The organism is Pseudomonas sp. EA_15y_Pfl1_P101 (assembly GCF_963970835.1).
Lineage (GTDB): Bacteria > Pseudomonadota > Gammaproteobacteria > Pseudomonadales > Pseudomonadaceae > Aquipseudomonas > Aquipseudomonas tritici.
Map to the genome: position 1 here is coordinate 230,971 of NZ_CAXAPA010000003.1, position 26,586 is coordinate 257,556.

The 26,586-nt window shown below is 61.0% G+C and carries 25 protein-coding genes; 11 read left to right on the top strand and 14 right to left on the bottom strand.

Features of this window, described 5'->3' with window-relative positions; genetic code table 11:
* The first annotated feature begins 29 nt into the window (after positions 1-29).
* Positions 30-1,829: a cation:proton antiporter gene (locus tag AACY36_RS05790; RefSeq protein WP_339417308.1), complete on the top strand. Its 1,800-nt coding sequence runs from the start codon at positions 30-32 to the stop codon at positions 1,827-1,829.
* An 87-nt stretch (positions 1,830-1,916) separates the two neighbouring features.
* On the opposite strand, the gene rplS is transcribed toward AACY36_RS05790, so the two are convergent.
* From rplS to ffh, 5 genes are all read right to left on the bottom strand, one after another.
* Positions 1,917-2,267 (bottom strand): 50S ribosomal protein L19, encoded by a 351-nt coding sequence (rplS, locus tag AACY36_RS05795; RefSeq protein ID WP_003175895.1) that lies wholly within the window; start codon positions 2,265-2,267, stop codon positions 1,917-1,919.
* A gap of 45 nt (positions 2,268-2,312) precedes the next feature.
* Positions 2,313-3,086: a tRNA (guanosine(37)-N1)-methyltransferase TrmD gene (trmD, locus tag AACY36_RS05800; protein WP_339417309.1), complete on the bottom strand. Its 774-nt coding sequence runs from the start codon at positions 3,084-3,086 to the stop codon at positions 2,313-2,315.
* Complete coding sequence (rimM, locus tag AACY36_RS05805; RefSeq protein WP_339417310.1) at positions 3,068-3,604, bottom strand: ribosome maturation factor RimM; 537 nt, start codon at positions 3,602-3,604, stop codon at positions 3,068-3,070. Before rimM ends, trmD begins: the two co-directional genes overlap by 19 nt.
* A gap of 5 nt (positions 3,605-3,609) precedes the next feature.
* The gene (gene rpsP, locus AACY36_RS05810) at positions 3,610-3,861 is read right to left on the bottom strand and encodes a 30S ribosomal protein S16 (protein WP_003175899.1); all 252 of its coding nucleotides are present in this window, start codon (positions 3,859-3,861) and stop codon (positions 3,610-3,612) included.
* A gap of 251 nt (positions 3,862-4,112) precedes the next feature.
* Complete coding sequence (ffh, locus tag AACY36_RS05815; protein WP_339417311.1) at positions 4,113-5,489, bottom strand: signal recognition particle protein; 1,377 nt, start codon at positions 5,487-5,489, stop codon at positions 4,113-4,115.
* A 234-nt stretch (positions 5,490-5,723) separates the two neighbouring features.
* Between ffh and AACY36_RS05820 the strand changes: the two genes are divergently transcribed.
* The 3 genes from AACY36_RS05820 to AACY36_RS05830 all read left to right on the top strand — a co-directional run bounded on the left by AACY36_RS05820 (position 5,724) and on the right by AACY36_RS05830 (position 9,373).
* Positions 5,724-6,536 carry a cytochrome C assembly family protein gene (locus AACY36_RS05820; RefSeq protein WP_370467834.1) on the top strand — a complete coding sequence of 271 codons (813 nt, stop codon included), beginning with the start codon at positions 5,724-5,726 and terminating at the stop codon, positions 6,534-6,536.
* Between the two features lie 12 nt (positions 6,537-6,548).
* Positions 6,549-7,790, top strand: a complete 1,242-nt coding sequence (locus AACY36_RS05825; RefSeq protein ID WP_339417312.1) for a transporter associated domain-containing protein — start codon at positions 6,549-6,551, stop codon at positions 7,788-7,790.
* Positions 7,791-8,062: 272 nt separating this feature from the next.
* A complete protein-coding gene (locus tag AACY36_RS05830; RefSeq protein WP_339417313.1) occupies positions 8,063-9,373 on the top strand; it encodes an MFS transporter in 1,311 nt (436 codons plus the stop codon).
* A 106-nt stretch (positions 9,374-9,479) separates the two neighbouring features.
* Here AACY36_RS05830 and purT read toward each other — a convergent pair whose 3' ends face one another.
* The 5 genes from purT to AACY36_RS05855 all read right to left on the bottom strand — a co-directional run bounded on the left by purT (position 9,480) and on the right by AACY36_RS05855 (position 12,674).
* On the bottom strand, positions 9,480-10,661 hold the full coding sequence (gene purT, locus AACY36_RS05835) for a formate-dependent phosphoribosylglycinamide formyltransferase (protein ID WP_314567802.1): 1,182 nt from the start codon (positions 10,659-10,661) through the stop codon (positions 9,480-9,482).
* Positions 10,662-10,731: 70 nt separating this feature from the next.
* Complete coding sequence (locus AACY36_RS05840; protein ID WP_339427482.1) at positions 10,732-11,199, bottom strand: preQ0 transporter; 468 nt, start codon at positions 11,197-11,199, stop codon at positions 10,732-10,734.
* Between the two features lie 99 nt (positions 11,200-11,298).
* Positions 11,299-11,514, bottom strand: coding sequence for a DUF1289 domain-containing protein (locus AACY36_RS05845; protein ID WP_339417315.1), 216 nt, complete (start codon positions 11,512-11,514; stop codon positions 11,299-11,301).
* Entirely contained in the window at positions 11,511-12,035 is a 525-nt protein-coding gene (locus AACY36_RS05850; RefSeq protein WP_339496816.1) for a gamma carbonic anhydrase family protein, read from the bottom strand. The genes AACY36_RS05845 and AACY36_RS05850 overlap by 4 nt, the downstream gene beginning before the upstream one ends.
* A gap of 36 nt (positions 12,036-12,071) precedes the next feature.
* Positions 12,072-12,674 (bottom strand): CoA pyrophosphatase, encoded by a 603-nt coding sequence (locus AACY36_RS05855; RefSeq protein WP_339496818.1) that lies wholly within the window; start codon positions 12,672-12,674, stop codon positions 12,072-12,074.
* A 149-nt stretch (positions 12,675-12,823) separates the two neighbouring features.
* Between AACY36_RS05855 and AACY36_RS05860 the strand changes: the two genes are divergently transcribed.
* The 7 genes from AACY36_RS05860 to nagE all read left to right on the top strand — a co-directional run bounded on the left by AACY36_RS05860 (position 12,824) and on the right by nagE (position 21,307).
* Positions 12,824-13,372: an NUDIX hydrolase gene (locus AACY36_RS05860; RefSeq protein ID WP_339417318.1), complete on the top strand. Its 549-nt coding sequence runs from the start codon at positions 12,824-12,826 to the stop codon at positions 13,370-13,372.
* 20 nt (positions 13,373-13,392) lie between these two features.
* Complete coding sequence (locus AACY36_RS05865) at positions 13,393-13,896, top strand: L,D-transpeptidase family protein (protein WP_339417319.1); 504 nt, start codon at positions 13,393-13,395, stop codon at positions 13,894-13,896.
* A 262-nt stretch (positions 13,897-14,158) separates the two neighbouring features.
* The gene (locus AACY36_RS05870) at positions 14,159-14,917 is read left to right on the top strand and encodes a GntR family transcriptional regulator (RefSeq protein ID WP_339417320.1); all 759 of its coding nucleotides are present in this window, start codon (positions 14,159-14,161) and stop codon (positions 14,915-14,917) included.
* Between the two features lie 10 nt (positions 14,918-14,927).
* On the top strand, positions 14,928-16,034 hold the full coding sequence (nagA, locus tag AACY36_RS05875; RefSeq protein WP_339417321.1) for an N-acetylglucosamine-6-phosphate deacetylase: 1,107 nt from the start codon (positions 14,928-14,930) through the stop codon (positions 16,032-16,034).
* Positions 16,015-17,037, top strand: coding sequence for an SIS domain-containing protein (locus AACY36_RS05880; RefSeq protein ID WP_339417322.1), 1,023 nt, complete (start codon positions 16,015-16,017; stop codon positions 17,035-17,037). Before nagA ends, AACY36_RS05880 begins: the two co-directional genes overlap by 20 nt.
* A 36-nt stretch (positions 17,038-17,073) precedes the next feature.
* Entirely contained in the window at positions 17,074-19,584 is a 2,511-nt protein-coding gene (ptsP, locus tag AACY36_RS05885) for a phosphoenolpyruvate--protein phosphotransferase (RefSeq protein WP_339427483.1), read from the top strand.
* 25 nt (positions 19,585-19,609) lie between these two features.
* Positions 19,610-21,307 (top strand): N-acetylglucosamine-specific PTS transporter subunit IIBC, encoded by a 1,698-nt coding sequence (gene nagE, locus AACY36_RS05890; protein WP_339417324.1) that lies wholly within the window; start codon positions 19,610-19,612, stop codon positions 21,305-21,307.
* 225 nt (positions 21,308-21,532) lie between these two features.
* On the opposite strand, the gene AACY36_RS05895 is transcribed toward nagE, so the two are convergent.
* The 4 genes from AACY36_RS05895 to purL all read right to left on the bottom strand — a co-directional run bounded on the left by AACY36_RS05895 (position 21,533) and on the right by purL (position 26,568).
* Entirely contained in the window at positions 21,533-21,820 is a 288-nt protein-coding gene (locus AACY36_RS05895; protein WP_010207958.1) for a HigA family addiction module antitoxin, read from the bottom strand.
* A gap of 14 nt (positions 21,821-21,834) precedes the next feature.
* Positions 21,835-22,113: a type II toxin-antitoxin system RelE/ParE family toxin gene (locus AACY36_RS05900; protein WP_015885715.1), complete on the bottom strand. Its 279-nt coding sequence runs from the start codon at positions 22,111-22,113 to the stop codon at positions 21,835-21,837.
* 242 nt (positions 22,114-22,355) lie between these two features.
* A complete protein-coding gene (locus AACY36_RS05905) occupies positions 22,356-22,667 on the bottom strand; it encodes an NGG1p interacting factor NIF3 (RefSeq protein ID WP_339417325.1) in 312 nt (103 codons plus the stop codon).
* A 4-nt stretch (positions 22,668-22,671) separates the two neighbouring features.
* Positions 22,672-26,568 carry a phosphoribosylformylglycinamidine synthase gene (gene purL, locus AACY36_RS05910; protein WP_339427484.1) on the bottom strand — a complete coding sequence of 1,299 codons (3,897 nt, stop codon included), beginning with the start codon at positions 26,566-26,568 and terminating at the stop codon, positions 22,672-22,674.
* Positions 26,569-26,586 lie beyond the last annotated feature (18 nt).

Here is a 26,586-nt window from a genome sequence, read left to right on the forward strand (position 1 = left end):
CCCGCTACTTCAAGGAACAGGGAGCTTTAATGAACGAACAACAGATTTTGTTGGCCTTTGGCGGCATTGGCGTGGCCGCACTCGGCTGCCAGTGGCTGGCCTGGCGCCTGAAACTGCCGGCAATTCTGTTCCTCTTGCTGAGCGGGATTCTGGCCGGGCCGGTACTGGGCTGGCTCGACCCGCAGGAAATGTTCGGCCCCTTGCTGATGCCACTGGTGTCGTTGGCAGTGGCGCTGATCCTGTTTGAGGGCAGCCTGACGCTGCACCTGTCGGAATGGAAGGAGATTGGCAGCGTCGTCCACCGCCTGGTGACCCTCGGCGCGCTTTCGACTTGGGCGGTAATCACGCTGGCAACCCACTGGCTGCTGGGTTTCGACTGGATGCTGGCGCTGCTGTTCGGCACGCTGACGTTGGTGACGGGCCCGACGGTGATCGTCCCGATGCTACGCGTGGTGCGCCCCAAAGCCTCCATCGCCAACATCCTGCGCTGGGAAGGTATCGTCATCGACCCGATTGGTGCACTGCTGGCCGTGGTGGTCTACAGCTTCATCATCAGCCGCGCTTCCGGTGATGGCTTGAGCCATAGTCTGCTGACTTTCGGCGGCGTGATTGCCTGCGGTAGCCTGTTCGGGGTTGCCGGCGGCTGGCTGCTGGGGCAGATCATGCGTCGACAGTGGTTGCCGGAATACCTGCACAACCTGGCGACCCTGGCCGGGGTGCTGGGCGTATTCATCGCCGCCAATGAAGTCATGCACGAGTCTGGCCTGTTGGCGGTAACGCTGATGGGCATGTGGATGGCCAACATGAAAGGCGTGGATGTGCGACACATCCTGCACTTCAAGGAAAACCTCAGCGTACTGCTGATCTCCGGTTTGTTTATCCTGCTGGCGGCGCGCCTGGACCTGAATGCATTGATTGCCCTGGGGCCCTTCGTCCTGATCCTGTTGCTGATCATTCAGTTTATTGCACGCCCCCTCAATGTCGCGCTGTCGACCGCCGGTTCGAAGCTGAACTGGCGGGAACGCGCACTGCTGGCTTGGATTGCCCCCCGTGGGATTGTGGCCGCAGCGGTGTCGGCGATATTTGCGATTCGCCTGGATGAAGCCGGTCACGAAGGTGCATTGCTGCTGGTGCCGCTGACCTTTGCGGTGATCATCGGCACCGTGGTACTGCAAAGCGCCACCGCCCGCCCCCTGGCCCGCCTGCTGAAAGTCGCCGAGCCTGCGCCCAGTGGCTTTCTGATCGTCGGTGCAAATGGCCCGGCGCGCATCCTGGGCAAGGCTCTACAGCAATTGGGCAGCCGCGTGCTGTTGACCGACTCCAGCTGGGAAAACATCCGCGCCAGTCGCATGGAGGGGCTACCGACCTACTTCGGCAACCCGGCCTCGCAGCATGCCGAATCGCACCTGGACCTTGTGGGGCTCGGACATTTGCTGGCACTTTCGCCCTCGGGTGAACTGAATACCTTGGCCGCCATGCGCTTTCGCCACGACTTCGGGCATCGCCTGTTCACCCTGACCAGCAGCCAGGAGAGCCGTCGCACGGACAAGCACCGGGCCAGTCATGAACACCGCGGGCACCTGCTGGGCAGCCAACCCTTGAGCTATACCAAGCTCGCCAGCCTGCTGGGGCAAGGCGCCGAGCTGTACACCACCCACCTGACCGATGGGTTTGGATGGAACGACTACCAGGCACTGCATGGTGAACGGGCGATCCTGTTGTTTGCCCGTGACAACAGTGGCTGGGTGCATGTGGTAACACCAGAGAGCGGTTTGAAACCAGTGGCGGGATGGGCGTTATTGGCAGTCATCCAGCCAGGGCAGTCCTAGCCTCAACTGCCACCCTGCGATACGCACAAATCGCAGGCACAAAAAAGCAGCCCGTAGGCTGCTTTTTTCTGCATCGGGAAGCTGGACTTAAGCCAGTTTTTCCTTGATGCGAGCTGCTTTACCGGACAAGTCACGCAGGTAGTACAGCTTGGCTTTACGTACGTCACCGCGACGCTTGACGGCCATGCTGTCGATTTGCGGGCTGTAGGTCTGGAAAGTACGCTCTACGCCAACACCGTTGGAGATTTTACGAACAGTGAAAGCACTGTTAACACCACGGTTACGCTTGGCGATTACCACGCCTTCGAACGCTTGCAGACGCGAACGGTCGCCTTCCTTCACTTTCACCTGAACGACAATAGTGTCGCCCGGGGCAAAGGTAGGGATCTCTTTGGTCATCTGCTCTGCTTCGAGTGCAAGGATGATTTTGTTAGTCATGCTGTGCTCCTAAGGTAAGTCAATGGACCTACCATCGATACGTTGTTAACTATCGTCCCGCGCGAGGATGTATTCCTCGAGCAGCTTCTTCTCTTCTCCAGAAAGCGAGCGGCTATCCAGAAGATCGGCGCGTCGTTCATAGGTCCGACCAAGGGACTGCTGTAAACGCCAACGCCGGATGTGTGCGTGATTGCCACTTAGCAATACGTCGGGAACACGCTGATCCGCATACACCTCCGGGCGGGTGTAGTGCGGGCAATCCAGCAAACCGTCCGTGAAGGAATCTTCCTCCGCGGAGTCCGCATGCCCTAAAGCTCCAGGCAGCAGTCGTGTAACCGCATCTATCAGGACCATCGCCGGCAGCTCGCCGCCAGACAGGACATAGTCCCCAATCGACCACTCTTCATCGACATGAGCGTCAATAAAACGCTCGTCAATGCCTTCATAGCGACCGGCAATCAGGATCAGTGCTTCCTCATTCGCCAGTTCGCGGACCCCAGCCTGTTTCAGCTGACGGCCTTGAGGGGACAGGTAAATTACCTTCGCCTTCTCCCCGGCGGCGGCCTTGGCCTGAGCCAACGCGTCTTCCAGGGGCTTGATCTTCATCACCATGCCTGGGCCACCGCCAAATGGGCGGTCATCCACAGTGTGATGTCGATCCGTCGTGTAGTCTCGCGGGTTCCAACAGGTAAGCTGCAACAGCCCCTGTTTCACCGCCCGACTGGTGATGCCGTACTCGCTGATAGCGGAAAACATCTCGGGAAACAAACTGATCACTTCAATGCGCAGATTAGCCACGCTTAGAAGTCCGCATCCCATTCCACCTTCATCTCGCCCGCCGCTAGGTCAATGGCCAACACGCATTGCTCTGTATAGGGCAACAAGCGTTCGCGATCATCCAGGCTGCCAGCGCAAGGCTTGACCACCATTACATCATTGGCGCCGGTTTCCAGAAGATGATCGATTTTCCCGAACAATTGCCCGAGTTGATCAATAACCTTCAGACCTTCCAGCTGGTACCAGTAGTACTCGCCGTCGGTCAATTCAGGGAACAGGTTGCGCGGCACGCAGATCTCGTAACCGGCCAGAAGACGAGCTTCTTCACGATCATCAAGACCCTTGAGCTTTGCGACCAGGAACTTATCGCTCCCGCGTCCACTGACCAGCTCGACCTGTTTCACACTACCTTCGCGCTTGAGCGTCCAGGTTTTGTACTGCAACAGGTTTTCAGTCGGATCAGTAAAGGAATACACCTTCACTTCGCCGCGAACGCCATGAACAGAGTAAATCTTGCCGATAACGATCAAATCATCAGCAACAGCTGGCGTCGCGCTCATATTGCTCAGGCTGCGGCCTTAGCCGAGTCCTTCAACAACTTTGCAACGCGCTCGGATGGCTGTGCACCAACGCTCAGCCAGTAGGCTACGCGCTCTTGGTTCACGGACAGACGAACTTCTTGGCCACGAGCAACAGGGTTGAAGAAACCAACCTGTTCCTTGTGCGAACCGTCGCGCGGGTTGCGGCTGTCGGTTACGGTCAAGTGGTAAAACGGGCGCTTTTTGGAGCCGCCAAGGGCAAGACGGATTGTTAGCATGTGAACATCGTTCCTGTAGTCGGTGCTGCAAATCTAAATGCACAGCGGGCATAGGTGCCCGAAAGGCCGCATATTCTAAGGAATATCCGGACTTTTGCAAATGTCTTTTTCTGGCGCCTATCAGCGTGCCATTCAGATCTGCTATAGAGCCGTCGGTTAAAACGGCAGGTCAGCCCCCGCCAACGGCGGGTTTGCTGGAGATCCCACATCCCTGTGGGTCGGAGCGCAAGCCGGGCTTGCGCTCGAATACTTTACATTTTCGGCATACCGCCGCCGGGCAACATACCGCCCATGCCGCGCATCATCTTGGCCATACCGCCCTTGGCGGAGAATTTCTTCATCATCTTCTGCATCTGCTTGTGTTGCTTGATCAAGCGACCGATGTCCTGCACCTGGGTACCGGAACCCATGGCGATCCGACGCTTGCGCGAACCGCTGATCAGCTCAGGGTCGCGGCGCTCGGCCGGGGTCATGGAGTTGATGATGGCTTCCATCTGCTTGAACTGCTTCTCTGCCGCACCCTGGGCATTGCCCATTTGCGCCAGGTTGACACCGCCGATGTTCGGCAGCTTGTCCATCAGGCCGCCAAGGCCGCCCATGTTCTTCATCTGTTGCAGCTGGTCGCGGAAGTCTTCGAGGTCGAAGCCCTTGCCCTTCTTCAGCTTCTTGGCCAGTTTATCGGCCTTGTCCTTGTCGAGCGTGGCTTCGGCCTGCTCGATCAGGCTGAGCACGTCGCCCATGCCGAGGATTCGCGAGGCAATACGCTCGGGGTGGAACGGCTCGAGCGCTTCGCTCTTCTCGCCCATACCGATGAACTTGATCGGCTTGCCGGTGATGGCACGTACCGACAACGCGGCACCGCCACGCGCGTCACCGTCGACCTTGGTCAGGATCACGCCGGTCAACGGCAGTGCGTCACCAAAAGCCTTGGCGGTGTTGGCCGCATCCTGGCCGGTCATGGCATCGACCACGAACAGCGTCTCGACCGGGTTGATCGCAGCGTGCAACGCTTTGATCTCGCCCATCATCTCTTCATCGATGTGCAGGCGACCGGCGGTATCGACGATGACCACGTCGATGAATTTCAGCTTGGCTTCTTTAATAGCTGCGTTGGCGATGTCGACCGGCTTCTGGCTCAGGTCAGACGGAAAGAAGGTCACGCCTACTTCGCTGGCAAGCATTTCCAGCTGCTTGATGGCCGCCGGACGGTACACGTCGGCCGACACCACCATGACGGACTTTTTCTTGCGCTCTTTAAGGAAGCGCGCCAGCTTGCCGGCGGTGGTGGTTTTACCCGCACCCTGCAGACCGGCCATCAATACGACGGCCGGCGGCACAGCGCTGAGGTTCAAGTCTTCGTTGGCCGCGCCCATCAGGCTTTCGAGCTCGGCCTGGACGACCTTCACAAAGGCCTGACCCGGCGTGAGGCTGCGGGACACTTCGGTACCTACCGCGCGCTCTTTGACCGAGTTGACGAAGTCCTTCACCACCGGCAAAGCCACGTCGGCTTCCAGCAACGCCATGCGCACTTCACGCAGGGTGTCTTTAATATTGTCCTCGGTCAGCTTGGCCTTGCCGGTGACATGGCGCAGCGTCTGCGAGAGACGGTCAGTCAGGTTTTCAAACATGCGCGATCCTTTCAGGCCCTATTCAACGAAGTGCATCGGTAGACCGAGGTAATGGCGGCCCAGGCTGCGGTAAATCGCTATTTGAAACAGCGCTCGGCGAGCCTGCGGCGTGGGCAGGTCGCGGATTATAGCGAAGACTGCCGCCATGCACACCCGCTGTCTGGCCTGAGAGTCTTTCGTGTTACGCAGGGGTATGCCAAACTCAGCGCCTTTCGGGCTTGCCTATCAGGATTTATGCTCCCTTTGCCACCCAGTTTGCTACCCAGCCTCGCCGCCGCCATTTTGTATGCCGCTGCGACTCTTTATCAGGGCACTCGTCTGGCCCAAGGCACCAAGGCTGATAAACGCCTGCTGGTCGGCCTTGGCGTCCTAGCCCTGCTGGCTCACGCTGCCAGTCTTTTTAGCCACCTGATGACCCCAGTCGGCCTGGGCCTGGATTTTTTCAGCGCCGCCAGCCTGATTGCGGCGGCCGTCATCGCACTGACCTTGCTGGCCTGTTATCGGATTCCCGTCGAAAACCTGCTGGTGCTGCTATTCCCACTGGGCATGCTGACCGTGTTGCTGGCGCAATTCGCGCCCACTGGCACGGTGCAGGTGATTGATGAAGAGCCGGGCATCCTCGCGCACATCCTGCTTTCCATCCTGGCCTACGGTATGTTCACCATTGCCGTCTTCCAATCCCTGCTCCTGCTGCTGCAGGACCACCAGCTCAAGCACAAGCACCCCTCGGGGCTGATCAAGAACTTCCCGCCGCTGCAAACCATGGAAAGCCTGCTGTTCGGCTTCCTCTGGGCCGGCTGGACGCTGTTGTCGCTGTCGCTGATTTCCGGCTGGCTGTTCGTCGAAAACCTGTTCGCCCAGCACTTGGTGCACAAGACCCTGCTGGCGTGCCTGGCGTGGGTGGTGTTCAGCGTGTTGCTGTGGGGCCGCAACCGCCTCGGTTGGCGCGGACACAAGGCGATCCGCTGGACCCTGGCTGGTTTCTGCCTGCTGATGCTGGCCTATTTCGGCAGCAAGCTGGTTCGCGAATACATCCTGCACATCTGACGGGCCGCGATCATGGACAACTTGCCGCTGGAGCCGATGCTCGCAGTAATCGCCTTGCTGGTGTTATGGGCCGCGCTGTTTACCGCCATCGAAGCTGCGCAACAACACTTGCTGGCCTTGCGCCCTGGTACACGCCAGGGTGACAAGGCTGCCGCCCGCCTGAGCTTCCCGCGTAACAGCCTGATCCTGTGCAACAGCCTGTGTCGCGCCGCCGTGGTGATCCTCTGCACGCTGCTGGCGATCTATGCCTGGGCGCAGAACGGCCCCTGGCTCGGCTGGCTGATCTCCTGCGCGATCCTGCTGATACTCGCCGACTACCTGCCCCGTGCCCTCGCCGTTCGTTATCCGCAAGCGGTGCTGGGCTTTGGAAACACGCTGCTGGGCGTACCGCTGAAAATCCTTTACCCCCTTGCCTGGCTGCTCAATGGCATCAGCCTGTTGCTGTTGCGTCCATTCGCACGTCAATCCGGCGTGGTGAAAAAGAGCGATGAACCGCTGCCCGACCACGACCACGACGAAACGGAACCGGAAGCCGACGAAGACCACCGCCCCGGCATGCCCGGCATCCACGCCCTGGACAACATCACGGTCAACGACATCCTGGTACCGCGCAGCGAAGTGGACGGCATCAACCTGGATGACTCGGTCGAAGAAATCATCGAGCAACTGCGCACCTCCGAGCGCACACGCCTGCCGGTGTTTCACAGTGATATCAACCAGGTCCAGGCGGTGCTCAACACGCGGCAGATCCAGCACCTGCTGCCCGACGCCAGCCTGACCAAGGAAGCGTTGCTCGCCGCCTGCCACGAACCCTATTTCGTTCCCGAAAGTACGCCGCTGCAACTGCAACTGCTGAACTTTCACAAGCAGCAGCGACGCCTGGGCATGGTGGTGGACGAGTACGGCGAAGTGCTGGGCATTGTCACCCTGGAAGATATCCTCGAAGAAATCGTCGGCGAATTCGAAAGCGAGCAGAGTGCGGACAACCCGCATATCGAAGCGCAACCGGATGGCCGCTATATCATCGATGGCGCCGCCTCGATCCGCGAACTGAACAAAAGCCTGAACTGGCACCTGCCCAGCGACGGCCCCAAGACGCTGAATGGCCTGGTGACCGAAGCACTGGAAACCATCCCAGACTGCGCGGTGTGCCTGAAAATCGGGCGCTATCGCCTGGAAATCCTCGAGACCGAGGACAACCGCGTGAGCAAGGTGCTGATCTGGCATACCAGTAGGATGCCGGTGGCTGCCTGAATCAACTCGTTCCCTGTGGGAGCTGGCTCCAAACCTTAGATCCTCGCCAACACCCTTGTTGTATGCGCAAACCCCTTCCTATAATCCCTGCGGCTTACCAAAGCCCCGCCAGACCGTGTGCTACCCGCACCCAACGCGTCCAGGCACCGCTTCATCCTGTCTGACCGGTGTTCGCTCCCATCCCGAGCCGCCCCGCGCACAACCCTGATCCATGGGTGTTTGACCAATAATAATCCGCGTCCAAACGCGCAACGACCATCTGGGATACTGCCATGAGCACAACCTACAACGAGGCCGCGCCCGCCGCCCCGACCAACTCGACTGCACGGGTTGCCACCGCGAGCATTGTCGGCACCGCCATCGAGTTCTACGACTTCTATATCTACGCCACGGCTGCTGCGCTGGTGATCGGCCCGGTGTTCTTCCCACAGACCTCCGGCACCGCGCAGATGCTGGCGTCGTTCCTGACTTTTGGCATCGCCTTTATCGCCCGTCCGCTGGGCTCGGCGCTGTTCGGCCACTTCGGCGACCGTATCGGGCGTAAATCGACACTGGTCGCATCGCTGTTGCTGATGGGCGTGTGCACCACGCTGATCGGCTTATTGCCCGGCTATGACAGCATCGGAGCCTGGGCACCGATCCTGTTATGCGTACTGCGTTTCGGCCAGGGCCTTGGCCTGGGCGGGGAATGGGGCGGCGCGGCACTGCTGGCGACCGAGAATGCGCCCAAGGGCAAGCGCGCATGGTTCGGCATGTTTCCGCAGCTTGGTCCATCCATCGGGTTCCTGGCGGCCAACGGCTTGTTCCTGATCCTGGCCATGAGCTTGAACGACGAGCAGTTCCGCAGCTGGGGCTGGCGCATTCCGTTCATCCTCAGCGCCGCGTTAGTGATGGTTGGCCTGTACGCACGGCTGAAGCTGCATGAAACCCCGGTATTCGCCAACGCCGTGGCCAAAGAAGCACCAATAAAAGTGCCGCTGGTGGAACTGTTCAGCCAGCATTGGCTGCCCGTACTGCTGGGCGCCATGTCCATGGTGGTGTGCTATGCGCTGTTCTATATCACCACGGCGTTTTCCCTAAGCTACGGCGTTTCGACCCTGGGCTACAGCCGCGAGACCTTCCTTGGCTTGCTGTGCTTCGCAGTGCTGTTCATGGGCCTGGCCACGCCGCTGGCAGCCCTGGCGAGTGATCGTTACGGGCGCAGGCCGGTGCTGATCGTCGGTGCGATCCTGGCGATCCTGTCGGGCTTCACCATGGAGCCGCTGCTGACCCACGGCTCGACCTGGGCGGTGGCGCTGTTCCTGGCCTTGGAGCTGTTCCTGATGGGCGTGACCTTCGCGCCGATGGGCGCCATGCTGCCGGAGTTGTTCCCAACGCGCGTGCGTTATACCGGCGCGTCGGCGGCGTATAACCTGGGTGGGATCGTGGGGGCTTCAGCGGCACCGTTCTTCGCGACCAAGCTGGTGGCGATGGGTGGGCTGAGTTATGTCGGTGGGTATGTGTCGGCGGCAGCGCTGCTCAGTTTGATTGCTGTGCTGTGCCTGAAAGAGACGCGGGATAATGACTTGAACAAGGTCGCCTGATAGACCGCCTTCGCGAGCAAGCCCGCTCCCACAGTTAGACCGCATTTATCCAATAGGAACGCGGTCGAATGCAGGAGCGGGCTTGCTCGCGAAAGGCGCGCCTCGATTACAGCTCGACTACAACGGCTTTGGAAGCACGGGTAGCCTTCGCCCGAGCCGCTTCAATCGACTCATCCCGCGCCAACGCCACACCCATCCGACGCTGACCCTTCACTTCCGGTTTGCCAAACAGGCGCAACGCCGTGTCCGGTTCGCTCAACGCAGCGCCAAGGTTGGCGAACGCCGTCTGGGTCGACTGCCCTTCCACCAGGATCACCGCCGAAGCCGAAGGCCCGAACTGACGGATCAACGGTATCGGCAACCCCAGGATTGCGCGAGCGTGCAGCGCGAACTGCGACAAGTCCTGGGAAATCAGGGTTACCAAGCCCGTGTCATGCGGACGCGGCGATACTTCGCTGAACCACACCTGATCACCCTTGATGAACAACTCCACGCCAAACAGGCCACGGCCACCCAGGGACTCGGTCACGGCCTTTGCAACGCGCTCGGATTCGGCCAGCGCAATCGGGCTCATGGCCTGTGGCTGCCAGGATTCCTGGTAGTCGCCCTTCTCCTGACGATGGCCAACCGGTGCGCAGAACGTGGTGCCACCGACGTGACGCACCGTCAGCAAGGTGATTTCGTAGTCAAAGTCGATAAAGCCTTCGATGATCACCCGGCCTTTACCGGCGCGCCCGCCTTCTTGGGCGTAATCCCAGGCTTTCTGCACGTCGTCAGCGCTGCGCAACAGGCTCTGGCCCTTGCCCGACGAACTCATCACCGGCTTGACCACACACGGGAAGCCCAGGTCTTGCACGGCCTTGCTGTAGTCTTCGAAGGTATCGGCGAAGTGGTACGGCGAGGTCGGCAGGTCCAGCTCTTCGGCGGCCAGGCGACGAATGCCTTCGCGGTTCATGGTCAGCGAGGTAGCGCGCGCGGTCGGGATCACGGTGAAGCCTTCGGCTTCCAGCTCGACCAAGGTGGCAGTGGCGATGGCTTCGATTTCCGGCACGATGAAGTGCGGCTTCTCGGCTTCGATCACGGCACGCAGGGCGGCACCGTCGAGCATGTTGATGACGTGGCTACGGTGCGCCACCTGCATGGCCGGCGCGTTGGCGTAGCGATCCACGGCAATCACTTCAACGCCCAGGCGCTGCAGTTCGATTACCACTTCCTTGCCCAGCTCACCGCAGCCACACAGCAAAACGCGGGTCGCGGTTGGCGACAATGGAGTTCCGATTCGGGTCATCTCAGGTCCTCAGGGGGAGCGGATCATGGGGAGAAAGGCCGGCATTTTACATGAACTGTAAAAATTGGCCTCAGTTGGCGACGGCACGCTTGCGGATCCGCCACGCCATGATCAGCCACACCACCGTGACGCCGGCAAATTTCGACACCAGTGCGGTGCCCACTACCGCGGGAGTGAGCGCGCCGATCAGGCCGAAAAAGATAAAGGTATCGAGGGGAATGCTCAGCGCCGAACTGATCCACAGGCGGTCGTGGAGCGGGCGCTTGGTGATGCTGAACACCAGCCAGTCGATGCACTCGGAGACCGCAAACGCTGTGGCACTGGCCAGTGCGATAGAAGGGTCGGAGGTGATATACGACAGCACCAGCGCCGCCAGCATGGCGAGGATTGCGCCGTGACCGAAGCGGGTCTGCACCATGTCGCGCAGGATAAACACCAAGCCACCCCAGGCGGACCAGATGACATCCAGGTGCGGGGCGTTGGAAAAGGCGAAGTTGATCAGCACGACGCTGCTGATATAGGCGATCAGGAAGAGCATGGGGGTGGGCCTGTGGGTGATGCCGCACAGGGTACTTCACAGTAACCATTGTGGCGAGCGGGCGACTGCAGTGAGCGGGCTTGCCCCACTCACTGCAAATCAGCCGCCGGATTTGCCGGAAACCATAAACACCAACCCACTCGCCACCGCCCGCTCATGGCACAACCCCAACACCACCCGGCGCTCGGCATTGTCCATGCGACTCCAACGCGTAATCTCATCCACGGTGCGCTGACAGCCGGTGCAAATATCATCATCATCCAGCGCGCAAATGCTCACGCACGGCGACGCGACGGGCCGTTCACTCGGGTTCATTCTTCCTGCTCAACCAAGTCACGCGCATAACGCTGCGAGTTATGCACATAGTGCGCAGCGCTGGCTTCAAGCATGCGTTTTTGTGCGTCGGTCAACGCCCGCACCACCTTGCCTGGCGACCCCATCACCAGCGAACCATCAGGAATTTCCTTGCCCTCGCCGATCAGCGAGTTGGCGCCGATGATGCAGTGCTTGCCGATCTTCGCGCCGTTGAGGATCACCGCGTTAATGCCGATCAGGCTGTAATCATCCACCGTGCAACCGTGCAGCATGGCGTTATGACCAATGGTCACGCCGGTGCCCAGGGTCAGCGGGTAGCCCATGTCGGTGTGCATTACGCTGCCATCCTGCACATTGCTGTTCTTGCCGATCAGGATCAGTTCGTTGTCGCCGCGCAACACCGCGTTGAACCAGACGTTGGCGCCCTCCTCCAGCTTGACCTTGCCCACCAGCGTGGCATTCGGTGCCACCCAGCTCTGTGGATGAGTCTCGACGCGGGCGTCGCCCAGGCGATGTTTCATGATTTTCCCTCACGGCGTTGCCATTCAAACGATGGCTTAGATATTGATGAAGCTCTTGGGTGGCTGGTGCAGGCTGATGTCGGCGTCGTCATAGAGCAAATTGATCAGCTCGACGATCATAATCGCCGTCAGCCCCCAGATCTTGTATTCGCCAAACCGATAGCTGGGCACGTACCAACTGCGGCCCTGGTAATCGATTCGGTGGGTATGTTCGCGCGGGTCCTGTCGGAAAAAGTCCAAAGGCACGCTGAAAACAGAGGCAATCTCGGCATCATTGGCCAGGTATTCGACGTAATCGGGGACGACGCCTACATAAGGCGTGACCCGAATGCCGTGCAGGGAGATCAAAGGGCTCAGCGGGCCGATCACTTCGACCAGACCAGGCGGCAGGCCGATTTCTTCTTCGGCCTCGCGCAGCGCGGTGAAGATCAGGTCCGGGTCTTCGGGGTCGCGGCGCCCGCCGGGAAAGGCCACTTCGCCACCATGGGTCGACAGGCCACTGGCGCGCAGGGTCAGGATCAGCTCAGGTTCGTCACTGCGGGTAATCGGCACCAGCACCGCGGCCTCGGGGAAACGCCCGTCAGTTTCCAGCATGTGGGGGGTGTGATTGCTTACCCGGCGAAGTAGCTCGTCCAGCATGAGTCATCTCGGTCTGTTGGCTACCTTGCATCATGCACCAAAGCTCGCGGGTGCCCAAGCCCAAAACCCGCGTGGTGTCGCTAAACGACAACTTGTTGCAGCGCCCTGCCCGTCACGCCAAGATAGACGCACTTTCCAGGAACCCCAGCATGAATTTCTGCAGCCAGTGCGGTAAACCGGTTTCCCAGCGCATCCCCGAAGGCGACGGCCGCCTGCGCTTTGTGTGTGATCACTGCCAAACCATTCACTATCAGAACCCCAACATCGTTGCCGGCACGGTGCCGGTGTGGGGCGAAAAAGTGCTGCTGTGCCGCCGCGCCATCGAGCCGCGCCTGGGTTACTGGACCCTGCCCGCCGGTTTCATGGAAAACGGCGAGACCGTCGAACAGGCCGCCGCCCGCGAAACCCTGGAAGAAGCCTGCGCACGCGTGCACAACATGGCCATTTACACGCTGATTGACGTGCCGCATATCAACCAGGTGCATATCTTCTACCGCGCCGACCTGCTCGACCTGGACTTTGCCGCAGGCCCCGAAAGCCTGGAAGTGCAGTTGTTCGACGAAGCCGACATCCCTTGGTCCGAGCTGGCTTTCCGCACGGTCGGGCGGACCCTGGAATACTTTTTCGCTGACCGCCGACAGCAATCCTTCCCGGTGCGCAGCGAGGCTGTACCGCCGCTGGGCAAGTCCGCCCCATGACACTAGGGATACCCGTTTCAATGCGTTGGTTGCTTGCTCTTATCTGCCTGTCGTTCGCGAACCTGTCGTCGGCCGCCACCGTAGAAACCCTGGGCGGCAAAACCGTCGAAAAAGTCCTGGTGCTCAAGTCCGCCCATCAGTTGCAACTGATCAACGACGGCAAGCCCATCAAGACCTACCGCATTTCCTTGGGCAAGAACCCCAAGGGCCACAAGCTGATCGAGGGCGACCGCCGCACACCAGAGGGCCTCTACTGGCTCGACTGGCGCAAGACCAGCGACCGCTTCAACCTGGCCATGCACATCTCCTACCCGAATATCAGCGACGCCGCCCGCGCTCGCCGCGAAGGCGTGAAGCCGGGCAGCATGATCATGATCCACGGCACCCCCGACACCGAGGATTACCCGGAACAGTGGTTTCACACCCTGGACTGGACCGACGGCTGCATCGGCATGCGCAACGTGGATATGCGTGAAGTGTGGAACCTGGTCAAAGACGGCACCCTGATCGAGATTCGTCCGTAATCTCGTACCGTTCGTAAAATAATTCAAAAAAAATTCCTGCGCCAGGCGGCGCCTGCCGGTGAATACCAGTTCACCAGGCCGGGCTGCACAGTTCTGCGCGCGATACAGACCTCTCTAATACCACTTGATACCAAGCCCCATTGCAGGGCCCTTAAACCATTGCTTGCACCGTTTTGGCTGCATTGACATGGTATTTAAGTGGTATTAATTTTCGGCCATTACCGGGCGACAACACTCCAATAACGCATCGGAAACCTGACAGATGAATCCCATCCTGGCCCTGCGCCCTGACGATAAACAATCCACGCCGCTGTACCTGCAATTGGCGCGCAAACTGGAAGCGGCGATCCATGCCGGCCAGTGGACGTCCGAACAGGCACTGCCGTCGGAACGCGTGCTCAGCGAGCAACTGAGCATCTCGCGAGTGACCGCTCGCAAAGCGCTGGAAGTGTTGTTTGCCCAAGGGCTGATCCGCCGCAATCAAGGCTCCGGCACCTTTATTTCGCCACGCTTGGAACAGCCGCTGTCACGCTTGTCGGGGTTCAGCGAGATGTTGCGGCTCAAGGGCTTTGTGCCCACTTCCCAATGGCTGGAGCGCGAAATTACCCAGCCGACCCACGAAGAACTGATTCGCCTGGGGTTGTCGCCCGCCGACAAAGTGGCGCGCCTCAAGCGTTTACGTAAGGCCGACGACACGGTGATGGCAATTGAAATGACCACCCTGCCCGCCTCGGTGCTGCCGCATCCGCAAGCCATTGGCAATTCGCTGTACGAATACCTGGAAGGCATCGGCAAACCTGTGGTGCGTGCCCTGCAGCACATCCAGGCAATCAACGCCTCGGATGAGTTCGCCAAGCTGGTGGGCATCGCCCCCGGCACCGCCATGCTGCTGATGACCCGGGTGGGCTACACCGCCGACAACACGCCCATCGAAATTACCGACACCTACTGCCGCAACGACTACTACGACTTCGTCGCAGAGCTGCGCCGCCATGATTACTCCGCTGAACTGCGACTCTAGAGAACTGCCCATGTCCGAAGACAATATCCTCACGCCCGCCGGCTGGATTCGCGGCCGGCTGGTGCACGAACACGGCAAGGTAACCGCCATTGACGGTGTTCCCTGCGACCCGGCGGAAAACGATTTGCCTTACCTGCTGCCAGGCTTTATCGACCTGCACGTGCACGGCGGTGGCGGCAAAGACATCATGGAAGGCTTGGAGGCCTTCGAGACGATTACCCGCACACACGTGCGTTTTGGTACGACCTCGCTGCTGGCTACCACCATGACTGCACCGGTCGACGAGATTTCCAGCGTGCTCGGCCAACTCGGCAGCTTCTGCGAGCAGCGCCCGACAGGCAGCGCCCGCGTACTCGGTGTGCATTTGGAAGGGCCCTACATCAATCCGGGAAAACTCGGCGCCCAACCCAATTTCGCCCACACTGCGTTGATGGCCGAAGTGGAAGCCTACCTGCGCCTGGCGCCGATCCGCGTGATCACCATCGCCCCGGAAATCGCCGGGCACGACGCTCTGATCCGCGCCCTCAGCGAACGCGGTGTGCGCATGCAGATCGGCCACACACTCGGCAGCTATGAAGAAGGTGTTGCAGCCCTTGCCGCCGGTGCCACCAGCTTCACCCATTTGTACAACGCCATGAGCCCGCTGCATCACCGCGAGCCCGGCATCGTCGGCGCGGCCCTGGCTCACGCGAAATATGCAGAACTGATCCCGGACCTGCTCCACGTGCACCCCGGCGCCATGCGCGTGGCGCTGCGTTCGATCCCGTGCCTGTATTGCGTCACCGATTCCACCGCCGCCGCCGGCATGCCCGATGGCGAGTACAAGCTGGGCAGCCACACCGTGACCAAATGCCTGGGTGGCGTGCGCCTGGCCGACGGCACCCTGGCCGGCAGCACGCTGACCATGGACCAGGCGCTGCGCAACCTGGTGAAAATCGGCCTGCCCATCAGCGAAGCCTCACAACGCCTGTCGCAATTTCCTGCGGACTACCTGGGCCTGGAAGAACGCGGTCGCCTGCAAACCGGCAGCTTTGCCGACTGCGTACGCCTGGACCGCTCCCTGATACTCACCGACGTAATGGTCGAAGGAGAAACCATTGACTTCAAAAATGCTTGAAGAGGCCCTGGCCTCCTGCGACGCCGTCGCCGCCCAACTGCAACGCCTGGACCCGGCGCTGGAGGAAATCGCCGGCCGCCTGCGCCGTCAGCCGCCACACGTGGCGATGACCATCGCGCGTGGCAGCTCGGACCATGCCGCCAGCTACTTCGCCTACTTGGCCATGCAGCATGTGGGCATTCCGGTGGCGTCATTGCCCATGTCGGTGGTGACCTTGCTGCAGGCGCCGATGAAAGTCAGCGGCCAGGTGGTGTTTGGTTTCTCCCAGTCGGGCCAGAGCCCGGACCTGGTCAACAGCCTGCGCCTGCTGCGCAAGCGCGGCGCCTTGAGCATTTCGCTGGTCAACGCCGAAGACTCGCCGCTGGAAGCCGCCTGCGAGTTTCATATACCGCTGTGTGCAGGCCCGGAACAGAGCGTGGCCGCGACCAAGAGTTTTATCGCCACCCTCAGCGCCATTGCGCAATTGATCGGCCACTGGAACGGCGACGCCGAGCTGCTGCAAGCCTGTCGCGCCCTGCCCGATGACCTGCGCGCCGCCGCCCAACAGGACTGGAGCATCGCCATCGATGCCCTGCGCGACTGCCAGCAACTGATGGTCATCGGCCGAGGCGCCGGTTTTGCCATCGCCCAGGAAGCCGCGCTCAAGCTCAAGGAAACCTCGGCGATCCAGGCCGAAGCCTTCAGCAGCGCCGAGGTGCGTCACGGCCCGATGGCCCTGATTGGCGACAACTACCCATTGCTGGTTTTTGCCCCACGCGGTGCCGAGCAAGCCGGCCTGTTGAGCCTGGCCGCCGATATGCGCCAGCGCGGTGCACGCGTTTTGCTGGCCGCGCCGGACGATATCGCCGAGCGCGACCTGCCCCTGAGCCGCGCCGAACACCCAAGTCTGGACCCGATCCTGGCGATCCAGAGCTTTTACGTCATGGCTGCGGGTTTAGCCGAAGCCCGGGGCATGAATCCCGACCAGCCACGCCACCTGAGCAAAGTCACTCGCACTCACTGAGTCGATTGCCGTGTTTTCCTGATGAGTACCGTGCCGATGTCCAAGAACAATAATGATCTGACCCTCAGCGCTCCCCTCACCGGGCCGGTGCTGGCCCTGGGCAACGTTCCCGACGAAGTGTTCGCCAGCGGCGCGATGGGCGACGGCATTGCCATCGACCCGCTGAACGATTGCCTGCACGCACCGTGTGACGGGGTGATCATCCATGTCGCCCGCACCGGGCATGCGCTGACCATTCGCGCCGATAACGGCGCCGAAGTGTTGATGCATGTGGGCATCGACACGGTCGAACTGAAGGGCGAAGGCTTTGCCTTGTTGGTGAAGGACGGCGCGCGGGTCAGCAAGGGTCAGGCGTTGGTGCAGTTTGACCTGGACCGCATTGCGCGCCAGTGCAAGAGCCTGGTCAGCCTGATCATCCTGACCAATGGCGAGCGCTTCGAGTTGCGCGCGGTAGTGGAGAAAACGGTCAAGGTCGGCGAGCCGCTGGTGCAGATCGTGGCGCGTTCGGCGGCGTCGGCTCAAGCGCCTGTGGATAACTCGGAAGCTGAAGCCAGCGCTAACGTGCGCATCACCCATCGGGGCGGATTGCATGCGCGCCCGGCGGCATTAGTGCGCAAGGCCGCCCAGGGTTTCAGCAGCCAGGCACAGCTGCAGTTCGGCGATAAGTCGGCGTCGTGCGACAGCCTGATTGGCTTGATGGGTTTGGGCATTGGCGAGGGTGACGAAGTCCGTGTGAGCTGTCGCGGCAAGGATGCAGAGGCCGCGTTGCAGGCGTTGGTCGCGGCCTTGTCCGCTGCTATCAAAGAAGAACACCACGCCCCTGCCATCGTCGCGCCACGCCGGGCAAATACCGAAGTTGGCGTGTTGCAAGGTGTGTGCGCTGCGCCGGGATTGGTCTGCGGGCCGCTGTTCCGCCTGACCGGTATCGAACTGCCAGCCGACACCGGCAACCATTCTGCCGACGAACAACTGCAACGCCTGGACGCTGCGCTGGAGCAAGTGCGCAGTGAAATCCGCACGACACTGGAGCACGCCCGCCAGCGTAAGAACGTCGAGGAAGAGGACATCTTCGCGGCGCATCTCGCCTTGCTGGAAGACCCGACACTGCTGGAAGCGGCCACCGGCGCCATCGAAAACGGCAGCGCCGCTACCCACGCCTGGCGCAATGCGATCCAGGCGCAATGCGCGGTGTTGCTGGCCTTGGGCAAACCCCTGTTCGCCGAACGTTCAAATGATCTACGGGATTTGCAACAACGCGTATTGCGCGCACTGCTGGGGGAAGCCTGGCACTTCGAATTGCCTGCAGGTGCGATCGTCAGCGCCCACGAATTGACGCCGTCTGATCTGCTGCAATTGAGTGCCCAGGAGGCTGCCGGCATCTGCATGGCCGAAGGCGGCGCCACGTCCCATGTAGCAATCCTGGCCCGTGGCAAAGGCTTGCCGTGTGTGGTGGCGCTGGGCGCCGACGTGCTCGACGTGCCCCAAGGCCAACGCGTGGTACTCGACGCCGTCAATGGCCGTCTGGAATTGGAGCCCACCGAAGCGCGTCACGCCGAAGTGCACCAGATTCGTAACGCACAGAACCTGCGTCGCCAACAGCAACAGGCCCAAGCCCAGGAGCCGGCGCGCACCCGCGATGGCGTGACCATTGAAGTCGCGGCCAATGTCGCCTCCAGTGCCGAAGCCCAGGTGGCCTTTGAAAACGGCGCTGATGGCGTCGGCCTGCTGCGCACCGAATTTCTCTTCGTCGACCGCCGCACCGCGCCGGATGAGCAGGAACAACGTCACGCCTATCAGGCTGTGCTGGATGCCATGGGCGACAAGTCCGTGATCATCCGCACCATCGATGTGGGTGGCGACAAGCAGCTCGACTACTTGCCACTACCTGTCGAAGCTAACCCGGTGCTGGGCCTGCGCGGTATTCGCCTGGCTCAGGTCCGCCCCGACGTGCTCGACCAGCAATTGCGTGCCCTGCTGCAAGTAAGCCCGCTGGCGCGGTGCCGCATCCTGCTGCCGATGGTCAGCGAAGTGGATGAGCTGCTGCACATCCGCCAGCGCCTGGATCAACTGTGCGTAGAGCTGGAACTGACCCAACGCCCCGAACTCGGTGTGATGATCGAAGTGCCCGCCGCCGCACTGATGGCCGACCAGTTGGCCAAGCACGCAGACTTCCTGTCCATCGGCACCAATGACCTGTCCCAGTACACCCTGGCGATGGACCGCGACCACGCCGGCCTCGCCGCGCGGGTCGACGCGTTGCACCCGGCGCTGTTGCGGCTGATCGCCCAGACCTGTGCAGGGGCTGCGAAACACGGGCGCTGGGTGGGTGTATGTGGCGCCCTCGCCTCCGACCCGCTGGCTACGCCGGTGCTGATCGGCCTGGGTGTCAGCGAACTGTCGGTGAGCCCGCCGCAGATCGGCGAAATCAAGGACCGCGTCCGCCACCTGGACGCGGCGCAATGCCGGCAATTAAGCCAAGGCCTGCTCGACCTGAGCTGCGCAAAGGCCGTTCGCCAAGCCTGTCAACACCACTGGCCGTTGAGCTGATAACAACAACAAAAGGAGACACGCCATGTACCAACATTTCATCGAAGGCCTGCAACGCCTGGGCCGTGCACTCATGTTGCCGATTGCGATCCTGCCGATTGCCGGCCTGCTGCTGCGCCTGGGCGACACCGACCTGCTGAACATCGCGGTGATGCACGACGCCGGGCAGGCGATCTTCGCCAACCTGGCACTGATCTTCGCCATCGGCATCGCCGTGGGTTTCGCCCGCGACAACAACGGCACAGCGGGCTTGGCCGGGGCGATTGGTTACTTGGTGATGGTCTCCACGCTCAAGGTGATGGACACGTCCATCAACATGGGCATGCTCGCCGGTATCGCCAGCGGCTTGATGGCGGGCGGGCTGTATAACCGCTTCAAGGACATCAAGCTGCCGGAGTACCTGGCGTTCTTTGGTGGGCGACGGTTTGTGCCGATTGTTACCGGGTTCAGCGCGGTCGGGCTGGGGGTAATCTTTGGTTTGATCTGGCCGCCCATCCAGCAAGGCATCAACAGCTTTGGCGTGCTGCTGATGGAAAGCGGCAGCATTGGCGCCTTCGTGTTTGGCGTGTTTAACCGCCTGCTGATCGTCACTGGCCTGCACCATATCCTCAACAATATGGCGTGGTTTGTGTTTGGCACCTTTACCGATCCGGCGACCGGTGCGGTAGTGACCGGCGACCTCACCCGCTACTTCGCGGGCGACCCGAAAGGCGGCCAGTTCATGACCGGCATGTTCCCGGTGATGCTGTTCGGCCTGCCCGCTGCGTGCTTGGCGATGTATCGGAATGCGCTGCCTGAGCGCCGCAAAGTGATGGGCGGGATTTTCCTGTCGATGGCGCTGACCTCGTTCTTGACCGGGGTGACCGAGCCGATTGAATTTGCGTTCATGTTTCTTGCGCCGTTTCTGTACCTGATTCACGCCGTGCTGACGGGCCTGTCGATGGCTGTCACCAATATGCTGAATATCCACCTGGGGTTTACCTTCTCCGGTGGGTTTATCGACATGGTGCTGGGTTGGGGCAAGTCCACCAATGGTTGGTTGGTGTTCCCGGTTGGGCTGGCTTATGCGGTGATTTACTACAGCGTGTTCAACTACTGCATTCGTCGCTTCAACCTGAAGACACCGGGCCGGGAAGATGTCCAGGTGGTGCAGGCTGAGGTAATGACGGATAACCTGCGGGCCAGTGCCTACATCCGTGCGTTGGGCGGTTCGGCCAATCTGTTGAGTGTCGGCGCCTGTACGACGCGCCTGCGTTTGGACATGGTTGATCGCACCAAGGCGGTGGACTCGGAGCTCAAAGCACTGGGCGCCATGGCCGTAGTTCGGCCGGGGAACGGCGGGAGTTTGCAGGTGGTGGTCGGGCCGATGGCGGATAGCATTGCTGATGAGATTCGCTTGGCGATGCCGTCGTTTGTTGCCAGTGCACCGTTGTCGGCTGCGCCTGTGGATAAGCCGGTGACGGTGAATGTGCAGGAGGCCGAGAAATGGCTGAGCGCGTTGGGTGGCCGCGGGAATGTGCGGGAGTTGGAAGCGGTGGCGATGACCCGGTTGCGGGTGGAGTTGGGGGATGATTCGGGGTTGTCTGAAGCTGATCTCACTGCGCTAGGTTGCCAAGGCGTCAGCCAGCTGGAAAGCGGTGTTTGGCACCTGTTGATTGGTGACAAGGCTTTAGGGTTGGGCGAGGCATTGGAGCGGTTGGTTACCCGTCCAATCAACGCCTGACCACTCTGTGGCGAGGGAGCTTGCTCCCTCGCCACAGAGTTGGTGGGGTCAGTTGCTGATCGGTACTTCCTGTAGGTCCAACACTCTCAGTTGTTAGGAACTTCGGCAGACCCGAGGGTCTCCCGCACACAGCCACCATGACTCAATAACCGCTGTATGAAAGCGGCATGATTATAGGTGCGCTGTTCAGCACTAACAAATTATCGGCGGACTCTTTAATCTCGGTTACTCAATCCGAGCAAACCGCTCAATAACAGGCTGTTCTCTATGCTCTGCCTGCCACAGGTCATAACTGCTCTGCATTGAGAGCCACATCTGGGCCTTGCTGATGCCTGCGCGCTCAAGCCGCACAGCTAGATCAGGGCTAACAGGCGCATGCCCATGAAGAATTCTTGAAAAGGTTTCCCTAGCGAAACCCAGGCGTCGAGCAACTTCAGTGATCGTCATTCCAAGCCCGGGAATGACATCCTCAAGCAGTATTTCCCCTGGGTGAGGAGGATTGTGCATACCCATAAACAGACCCCTTCTCAGTGGTAATCCAGATAGTCGACCAGCTCGACTTGATCGTCATACATACGAAAAATGATGCGCCAGTTACCACTGATGCTCACTGACCAGTAGTCGACAAGATCTCCCTTCAAGCGATGGAAGCGCCAACCTGGCAGTTCCAGATCACTCCAATGAATCGCGCTATCTAAAATCAGCAAGACACGGCGCAAGCGATTCACGTGGTTGGCATTGATCCCTTTCGTTGAGCCCGTTTCATAAAAGATGCGAAGGCCTTTATGTTTCCAACTAACGATCATGGCGCGATTGTGACGTTATACATCACGCCCGGCAATAGCCGCATATCAGTTCTGGTCGTCAGACTCATAACATTCCACCACTGAGAAAATGCAAAGCAGGGAGGCTAGGGAGAGGAGTTCCGAGGGACAACCTGAAAGGCTTGTGGGAAAGATCTGAGGCGCCTGCGATGAGGCCCCACAGACAACAAGAAACCCGCTGACCAAACTGGCCCAGCGGGTTTCTTGTTTTTGCAGCGTGCGAGTTAAAAATCCGCCAACTGCCACACCTCATACGCCGGTGTCTCATACGGGTGGCTAAGCTTGAGCGCAGCCACAACCGCCGCAATCAATTCGTCCGCCACCACGAGCTCAACCTTCCATTCCTCAACCACTTCAACCTGGCCCACCTGCCCAATAAACGGCTGGCTGCCGTCCATTGCGCGAAATTGACCCTGGCCCAGCACTTGCCAGGCGCAGCTGTCGTAGCTGCCGATGCGCCCGCCGCCAGCGGCGAAGACGGCGGCTTTCACCGTCTCCACATGGCTGTCGGGCACGAAGAAGGCGAGCTTGTACACCGTCTTAGTTCACCCACGCGCGTGCGTTGCGGAACATGCGCATCCAGGCGCCGTCTTCGCTCCACTCCTCCGGGCGCCACGAGTTTTGCACGGCGCGGAAGACACGCTCCGGGTGCGGCATCATGATGGTCACGCGACCGTCGCGGCTGGTGAGGCCGGTGATCCCGCGCGGCGAGCCGTTCGGGTTGGCCGGGTAGGTTTCGGTGACCTTGCCGTGGTTGTCGACGAAACGCAGCGCCACGGTGCCGGACAGGTCGGCTTCGAGCAGGGCTTCTTCGCTGGCGAACTCGGCATGGCCTTCACCGTGGGCGATGGCGATGGGCATGCGCGAACCGGCCATGCCTTGCAGGAAGATCGAGTTGGATTCCTGCACCTGCACCATGGCAACACGGGCTTCGAACTGCTCGGAACGGTTGCGCACAAAGTGCGGCCAGAACTCGCTGCCCGGAATCAGTTCGCTGAGGTTGGACATCATCTGGCAACCGTTGCACACACCCAGGGTGAAGCTGTCGTTGCGCTCGAAGAAACCCTGGAACGCGTCGCGGGCACGGCTGTTGAACAGGGCCGATTTGGCCCAGCCTTCACCGGCACCCAGCACGTCGCCGTAGGAGAAGCCGCCGCAGGCGACGAGGCCTTTGAACTCATTGAGATCAACGCGACCGGCGAGAATGTCGCTCATGTGCACGTCGATCGCATTGAAGCCGGCGCGGTCGAACGCGGCCGCCATTTCCACCTGGCCGTTGACGCCCTGCTCACGCAGAACCGCAACGTGTGGACGAATGCCTTTCTTGATGTAAGGCGCTGCGATGTCCTGGTTGACGTCGAAGCTGAGCTTGGTGCTCAGGCCCGGGTTGTCTTCTTCCAGGATCAGGTCGAACTCCTGCTCAGCGCACTCGACGTTGTCACGCAGACGCTGGATCTGGAAGCTGGTCTCGGCCCACTGGCGTTGCAGCAAGCGGCGCTGGCCGGCAAACACGGTGTCGCCATTGAAGGAGATGTTGATCTCGCCGTTGTTGATCGGCTGGCCGATCACCGCCACGCAGTCGTCCAGGCCGGCGGCGCTGAATTGGGCGAGTACGTCCGGGGTCGCGTCCTGGCGCACCTGGATCACGGCGCCCAGCTCTTCGTTGAACAGGATGCCGTTGATTTCAGACGCATCCTCGGCAACGCTGTCGAGCACGATGTTCAGGCCGCAGTGACCGGCGAAAGCCATTTCCACGACGCTGGTCAGCAAGCCGCCATCGGAACGGTCGTGGTAGGCCAGCAGGTGGCCGTCGGCATTCAGGCCCTGGATCACGGCGAAGAAGGCTTTGAGGTCTTCGGCGTCGTCGACGTCCGGCGCGTGCTTGCCGAGCTTGCCATGGGTCTGTGCCAGGATCGACGCGCCCATGCGGTTCTGGCCACGGCCGAGGTCGATCAGGATCAGGTCGGTGGTGCCCTTGTCCATGCGCAGTTGCGGGGTCAGGGTCTGGCGGATGTCGGTGACCGGTGCAAAACCGGTAACGATCAGCGACAGCGGCGAGGTGACGCTCTTGTCGGTGCCGTCTTCGTTCCAGCGGGTGGCCATGGACATGGAGTCCTTGCCTACCGGAATGGTGATGCCCAGCTCCGGGCACAGCTCCATGCCGACTGCTTTAACCGTGTCATACAGGCGTGCATCTTCACCCGGGTGACCGGCAGCGGACATCCAGTTGGCCGACAGTTTGATGTCGGACAATTTACCGATACGCGAAGCCGCGATGTTGGTGAGGGTTTCACCAATCGCCATGCGGCCCGACGCCGGAGCGTCCAGCAGGGCCAGCGGCGTACGCTCGCCCATGGCCATGGCTTCACCGGTGTAGACGTCGAAGCTGGTGGCGGTGACGGCAACGTCTGCCACCGGAACCTGCCACGGGCCGACCATTTGGTCACGGGCAACCAGGCCAGTGATGGTGCGGTCGCCGATGGTGATCAGGAAGCTTTTGCTCGCTACGGCTGGGTGGTGCAGCACGCGTTCGATACTGTCGGCCAGCTCCAGGGTGCTTGGGTCGAAATCATCGCCCAGCTCGGCTTCACGCACGGCCGAACGGTGCATGCGCGGGGCTTTGCCCAGCAGCACTTCGAGTGGCATGTCCACCGGGCTGTTGCCGAAGTGGCTGTCGGTGACGGTCAGTTGCGGCTCGGCCGTGGCTTCGCCGACCACGGCAAACGGGCAACGCTCGCGTTCGCAGATGGCCTGGAAGCGCGCGAAGTCTTCAGGGCCAACGGCCAGAACGTAGCGTTCCTGGGATTCGTTGCTCCAGATTTCGTGCGGGGCCATGCCCGGTTCGTCGTTTGGAATGTTGCGCAGTTCGAAACGGCCGCCACGGTCGCCATCGTTGACCAGTTCGGGGAAGGCGTTGGACAAACCACCGGCGCCGACGTCGTGGATGAAGCTGATCGGGTTCTTGTCACCTAACTGCCAGCAACGGTCGATGACTTCCTGGCACCGGCGCTCCATCTCTGGGTTCTCGCGCTGTACCGAAGCGAAGTCCAGGTCCGCCGAGCTGGTGCCGGTGGCCATGGAGGACGCTGCGCCGCCGCCCAGGCCGATCAACATCGCCGGGCCGCCGAGGACGATCAGCTTGGAGCCGACCAGGATCTCGCCTTTCTTGACGTGTTCTTCACGGATGTTGCCCATGCCGCCGGCCAACATGATCGGCTTGTGGTAGCCGCGCACTTCATCGCCACGCGGGGTGGTGATGGACTGTTCGAAGGTACGGAAATAACCGGTCAACGCCGGACGACCGAATTCGTTGTTGAACGCGGCGCCGCCCAGCGGGCCTTCGATCATGATGTCGAGTGCGGTCACGATGCGCTCAGGCTTGCCGTACGGCACTTCCCACGGCTGTTCGAAGCCGGGGATCTGCAGGTTGGACACGGTGAAACCGGTGAGGCCAGCCTTGGGCTTGGCGCCACGACCGGTAGCACCTTCGTCGCGGATTTCGCCACCGGAACCGGTGGCTGCGCCCGGGAACGGGGCAATCGCGGTCGGGTGGTTGTGGGTTTCAACCTTCATCAGGATGTGCACCGGCTCCTGCACCGCGCCGTACTGGCGGGTCTCAGGGTCCGGGAAGAAACGGCCGGCAACAGAGCCGACGATGACCGAGGCGTTGTCCTTATAAGCCGACAGAACGCCTTCGCTGTGCATCACGTAGGTGTTCTTGATCATGCCGAACAGGCTTTTTTCCTGGCTCTCGCCGTCGATGTCCCAACTGGCGTTGAAGATCTTGTGACGGCAGTGCTCGGAGTTGGCCTGGGCAAACATCATCAGTTCGATGTCGTGCGGGTTGCGCTTCAAGCCGTTGAAAGCGTTGACCAGGTAGTCGATCTCGTCTTCGGCCAGGGCCAGGCCCAACTCGGTGTTGGCCTTCTCAAGGGCGGCGCGGCCACCGCCGAGCACGTCAATCGCGGTCAGCGGCTTGGGCTCGGCGTGGCTGAACAGGCCGGCAGCCTGTTCCATCTGGCTGACGATGATCTGGGTCATGCGGTCGTGCAGGCTGCTGGCGATCAACTCGGCGTCGGCATCGCTGAACTGGCCCGCGACATAGAAGGCAATACCACGCTCCAGGCGCTGGATTTTTTCCAGGCCACAGTTACGGGCGATATCGCTGGCCTTGCTCGACCAGGGCGAAATGGTGCCGAACCGTGGCAGAACCAGAAACAAGCGGCCATTGGGCTCTTGAACGGGAACGCTCGGGCCGTACTTCAGAAGGCGTGCGAGCACTTGCTGTTCGTCGGCGGCCAACACGCCGGTAACGTCGGCGAAGTGAGCAAATTCAGCATACAGGCCTGTAACCGCTGGAACCTTCTGGCTCAGTTGCTCAAGGAGTTTGCTGTGGCGAAAGGCAGAAAGGGCAGGAGCGCCGCGCAGGATCAACATCTTCGGGACAGCCTCGGG

What these genes read in the sequence shown, in the direction of transcription:
- purL (WP_339427484.1), bottom strand. Translation starts at nt 26,568, where the DNA reads ATGTTGATCCTGCGCGGCGCTCCTGCCCTTTCTGCCTTTCGCCACAGC.
- AACY36_RS05865 (WP_339417319.1), top strand. Translation starts at nt 13,393, where the DNA reads ATGCGTTGGTTGCTTGCTCTTATCTGCCTGTCGTTCGCGAACCTGTCG.
- AACY36_RS05855 (WP_339496818.1), bottom strand. Translation starts at nt 12,674, where the DNA reads ATGCTGGACGAGCTACTTCGCCGGGTAAGCAATCACACCCCCCACATG.
- nagA (WP_339417321.1), top strand. Translation starts at nt 14,928, where the DNA reads ATGTCCGAAGACAATATCCTCACGCCCGCCGGCTGGATTCGCGGCCGG.
- AACY36_RS05845 (WP_339417315.1), bottom strand. Translation starts at nt 11,514, where the DNA reads ATGAACCCGAGTGAACGGCCCGTCGCGTCGCCGTGCGTGAGCATTTGC.
- AACY36_RS05895 (WP_010207958.1), bottom strand. Translation starts at nt 21,820, where the DNA reads ATGGGTATGCACAATCCTCCTCACCCAGGGGAAATACTGCTTGAGGAT.
- rplS (WP_003175895.1), bottom strand. Translation starts at nt 2,267, where the DNA reads ATGACTAACAAAATCATCCTTGCACTCGAAGCAGAGCAGATGACCAAA.
- AACY36_RS05840 (WP_339427482.1), bottom strand. Translation starts at nt 11,199, where the DNA reads ATGCTCTTCCTGATCGCCTATATCAGCAGCGTCGTGCTGATCAACTTC.
- AACY36_RS05860 (WP_339417318.1), top strand. Translation starts at nt 12,824, where the DNA reads ATGAATTTCTGCAGCCAGTGCGGTAAACCGGTTTCCCAGCGCATCCCC.
- AACY36_RS05830 (WP_339417313.1), top strand. Translation starts at nt 8,063, where the DNA reads ATGAGCACAACCTACAACGAGGCCGCGCCCGCCGCCCCGACCAACTCG.
- AACY36_RS05900 (WP_015885715.1), bottom strand. Translation starts at nt 22,113, where the DNA reads ATGATCGTTAGTTGGAAACATAAAGGCCTTCGCATCTTTTATGAAACG.
- rpsP (WP_003175899.1), bottom strand. Translation starts at nt 3,861, where the DNA reads ATGCTAACAATCCGTCTTGCCCTTGGCGGCTCCAAAAAGCGCCCGTTT.
- ptsP (WP_339427483.1), top strand. Translation starts at nt 17,074, where the DNA reads ATGTCCAAGAACAATAATGATCTGACCCTCAGCGCTCCCCTCACCGGG.
- nagE (WP_339417324.1), top strand. Translation starts at nt 19,610, where the DNA reads ATGTACCAACATTTCATCGAAGGCCTGCAACGCCTGGGCCGTGCACTC.
- AACY36_RS05870 (WP_339417320.1), top strand. Translation starts at nt 14,159, where the DNA reads ATGAATCCCATCCTGGCCCTGCGCCCTGACGATAAACAATCCACGCCG.
- AACY36_RS05825 (WP_339417312.1), top strand. Translation starts at nt 6,549, where the DNA reads ATGGACAACTTGCCGCTGGAGCCGATGCTCGCAGTAATCGCCTTGCTG.
- trmD (WP_339417309.1), bottom strand. Translation starts at nt 3,086, where the DNA reads ATGGGATGCGGACTTCTAAGCGTGGCTAATCTGCGCATTGAAGTGATC.
- rimM (WP_339417310.1), bottom strand. Translation starts at nt 3,604, where the DNA reads ATGAGCGCGACGCCAGCTGTTGCTGATGATTTGATCGTTATCGGCAAG.
- AACY36_RS05850 (WP_339496816.1), bottom strand. Translation starts at nt 12,035, where the DNA reads ATGAAACATCGCCTGGGCGACGCCCGCGTCGAGACTCATCCACAGAGC.
- purT (WP_314567802.1), bottom strand. Translation starts at nt 10,661, where the DNA reads ATGACCCGAATCGGAACTCCATTGTCGCCAACCGCGACCCGCGTTTTG.
- ffh (WP_339417311.1), bottom strand. Translation starts at nt 5,489, where the DNA reads ATGTTTGAAAACCTGACTGACCGTCTCTCGCAGACGCTGCGCCATGTC.
- AACY36_RS05820 (WP_370467834.1), top strand. Translation starts at nt 5,724, where the DNA reads ATGCTCCCTTTGCCACCCAGTTTGCTACCCAGCCTCGCCGCCGCCATT.
- AACY36_RS05790 (WP_339417308.1), top strand. Translation starts at nt 30, where the DNA reads ATGAACGAACAACAGATTTTGTTGGCCTTTGGCGGCATTGGCGTGGCC.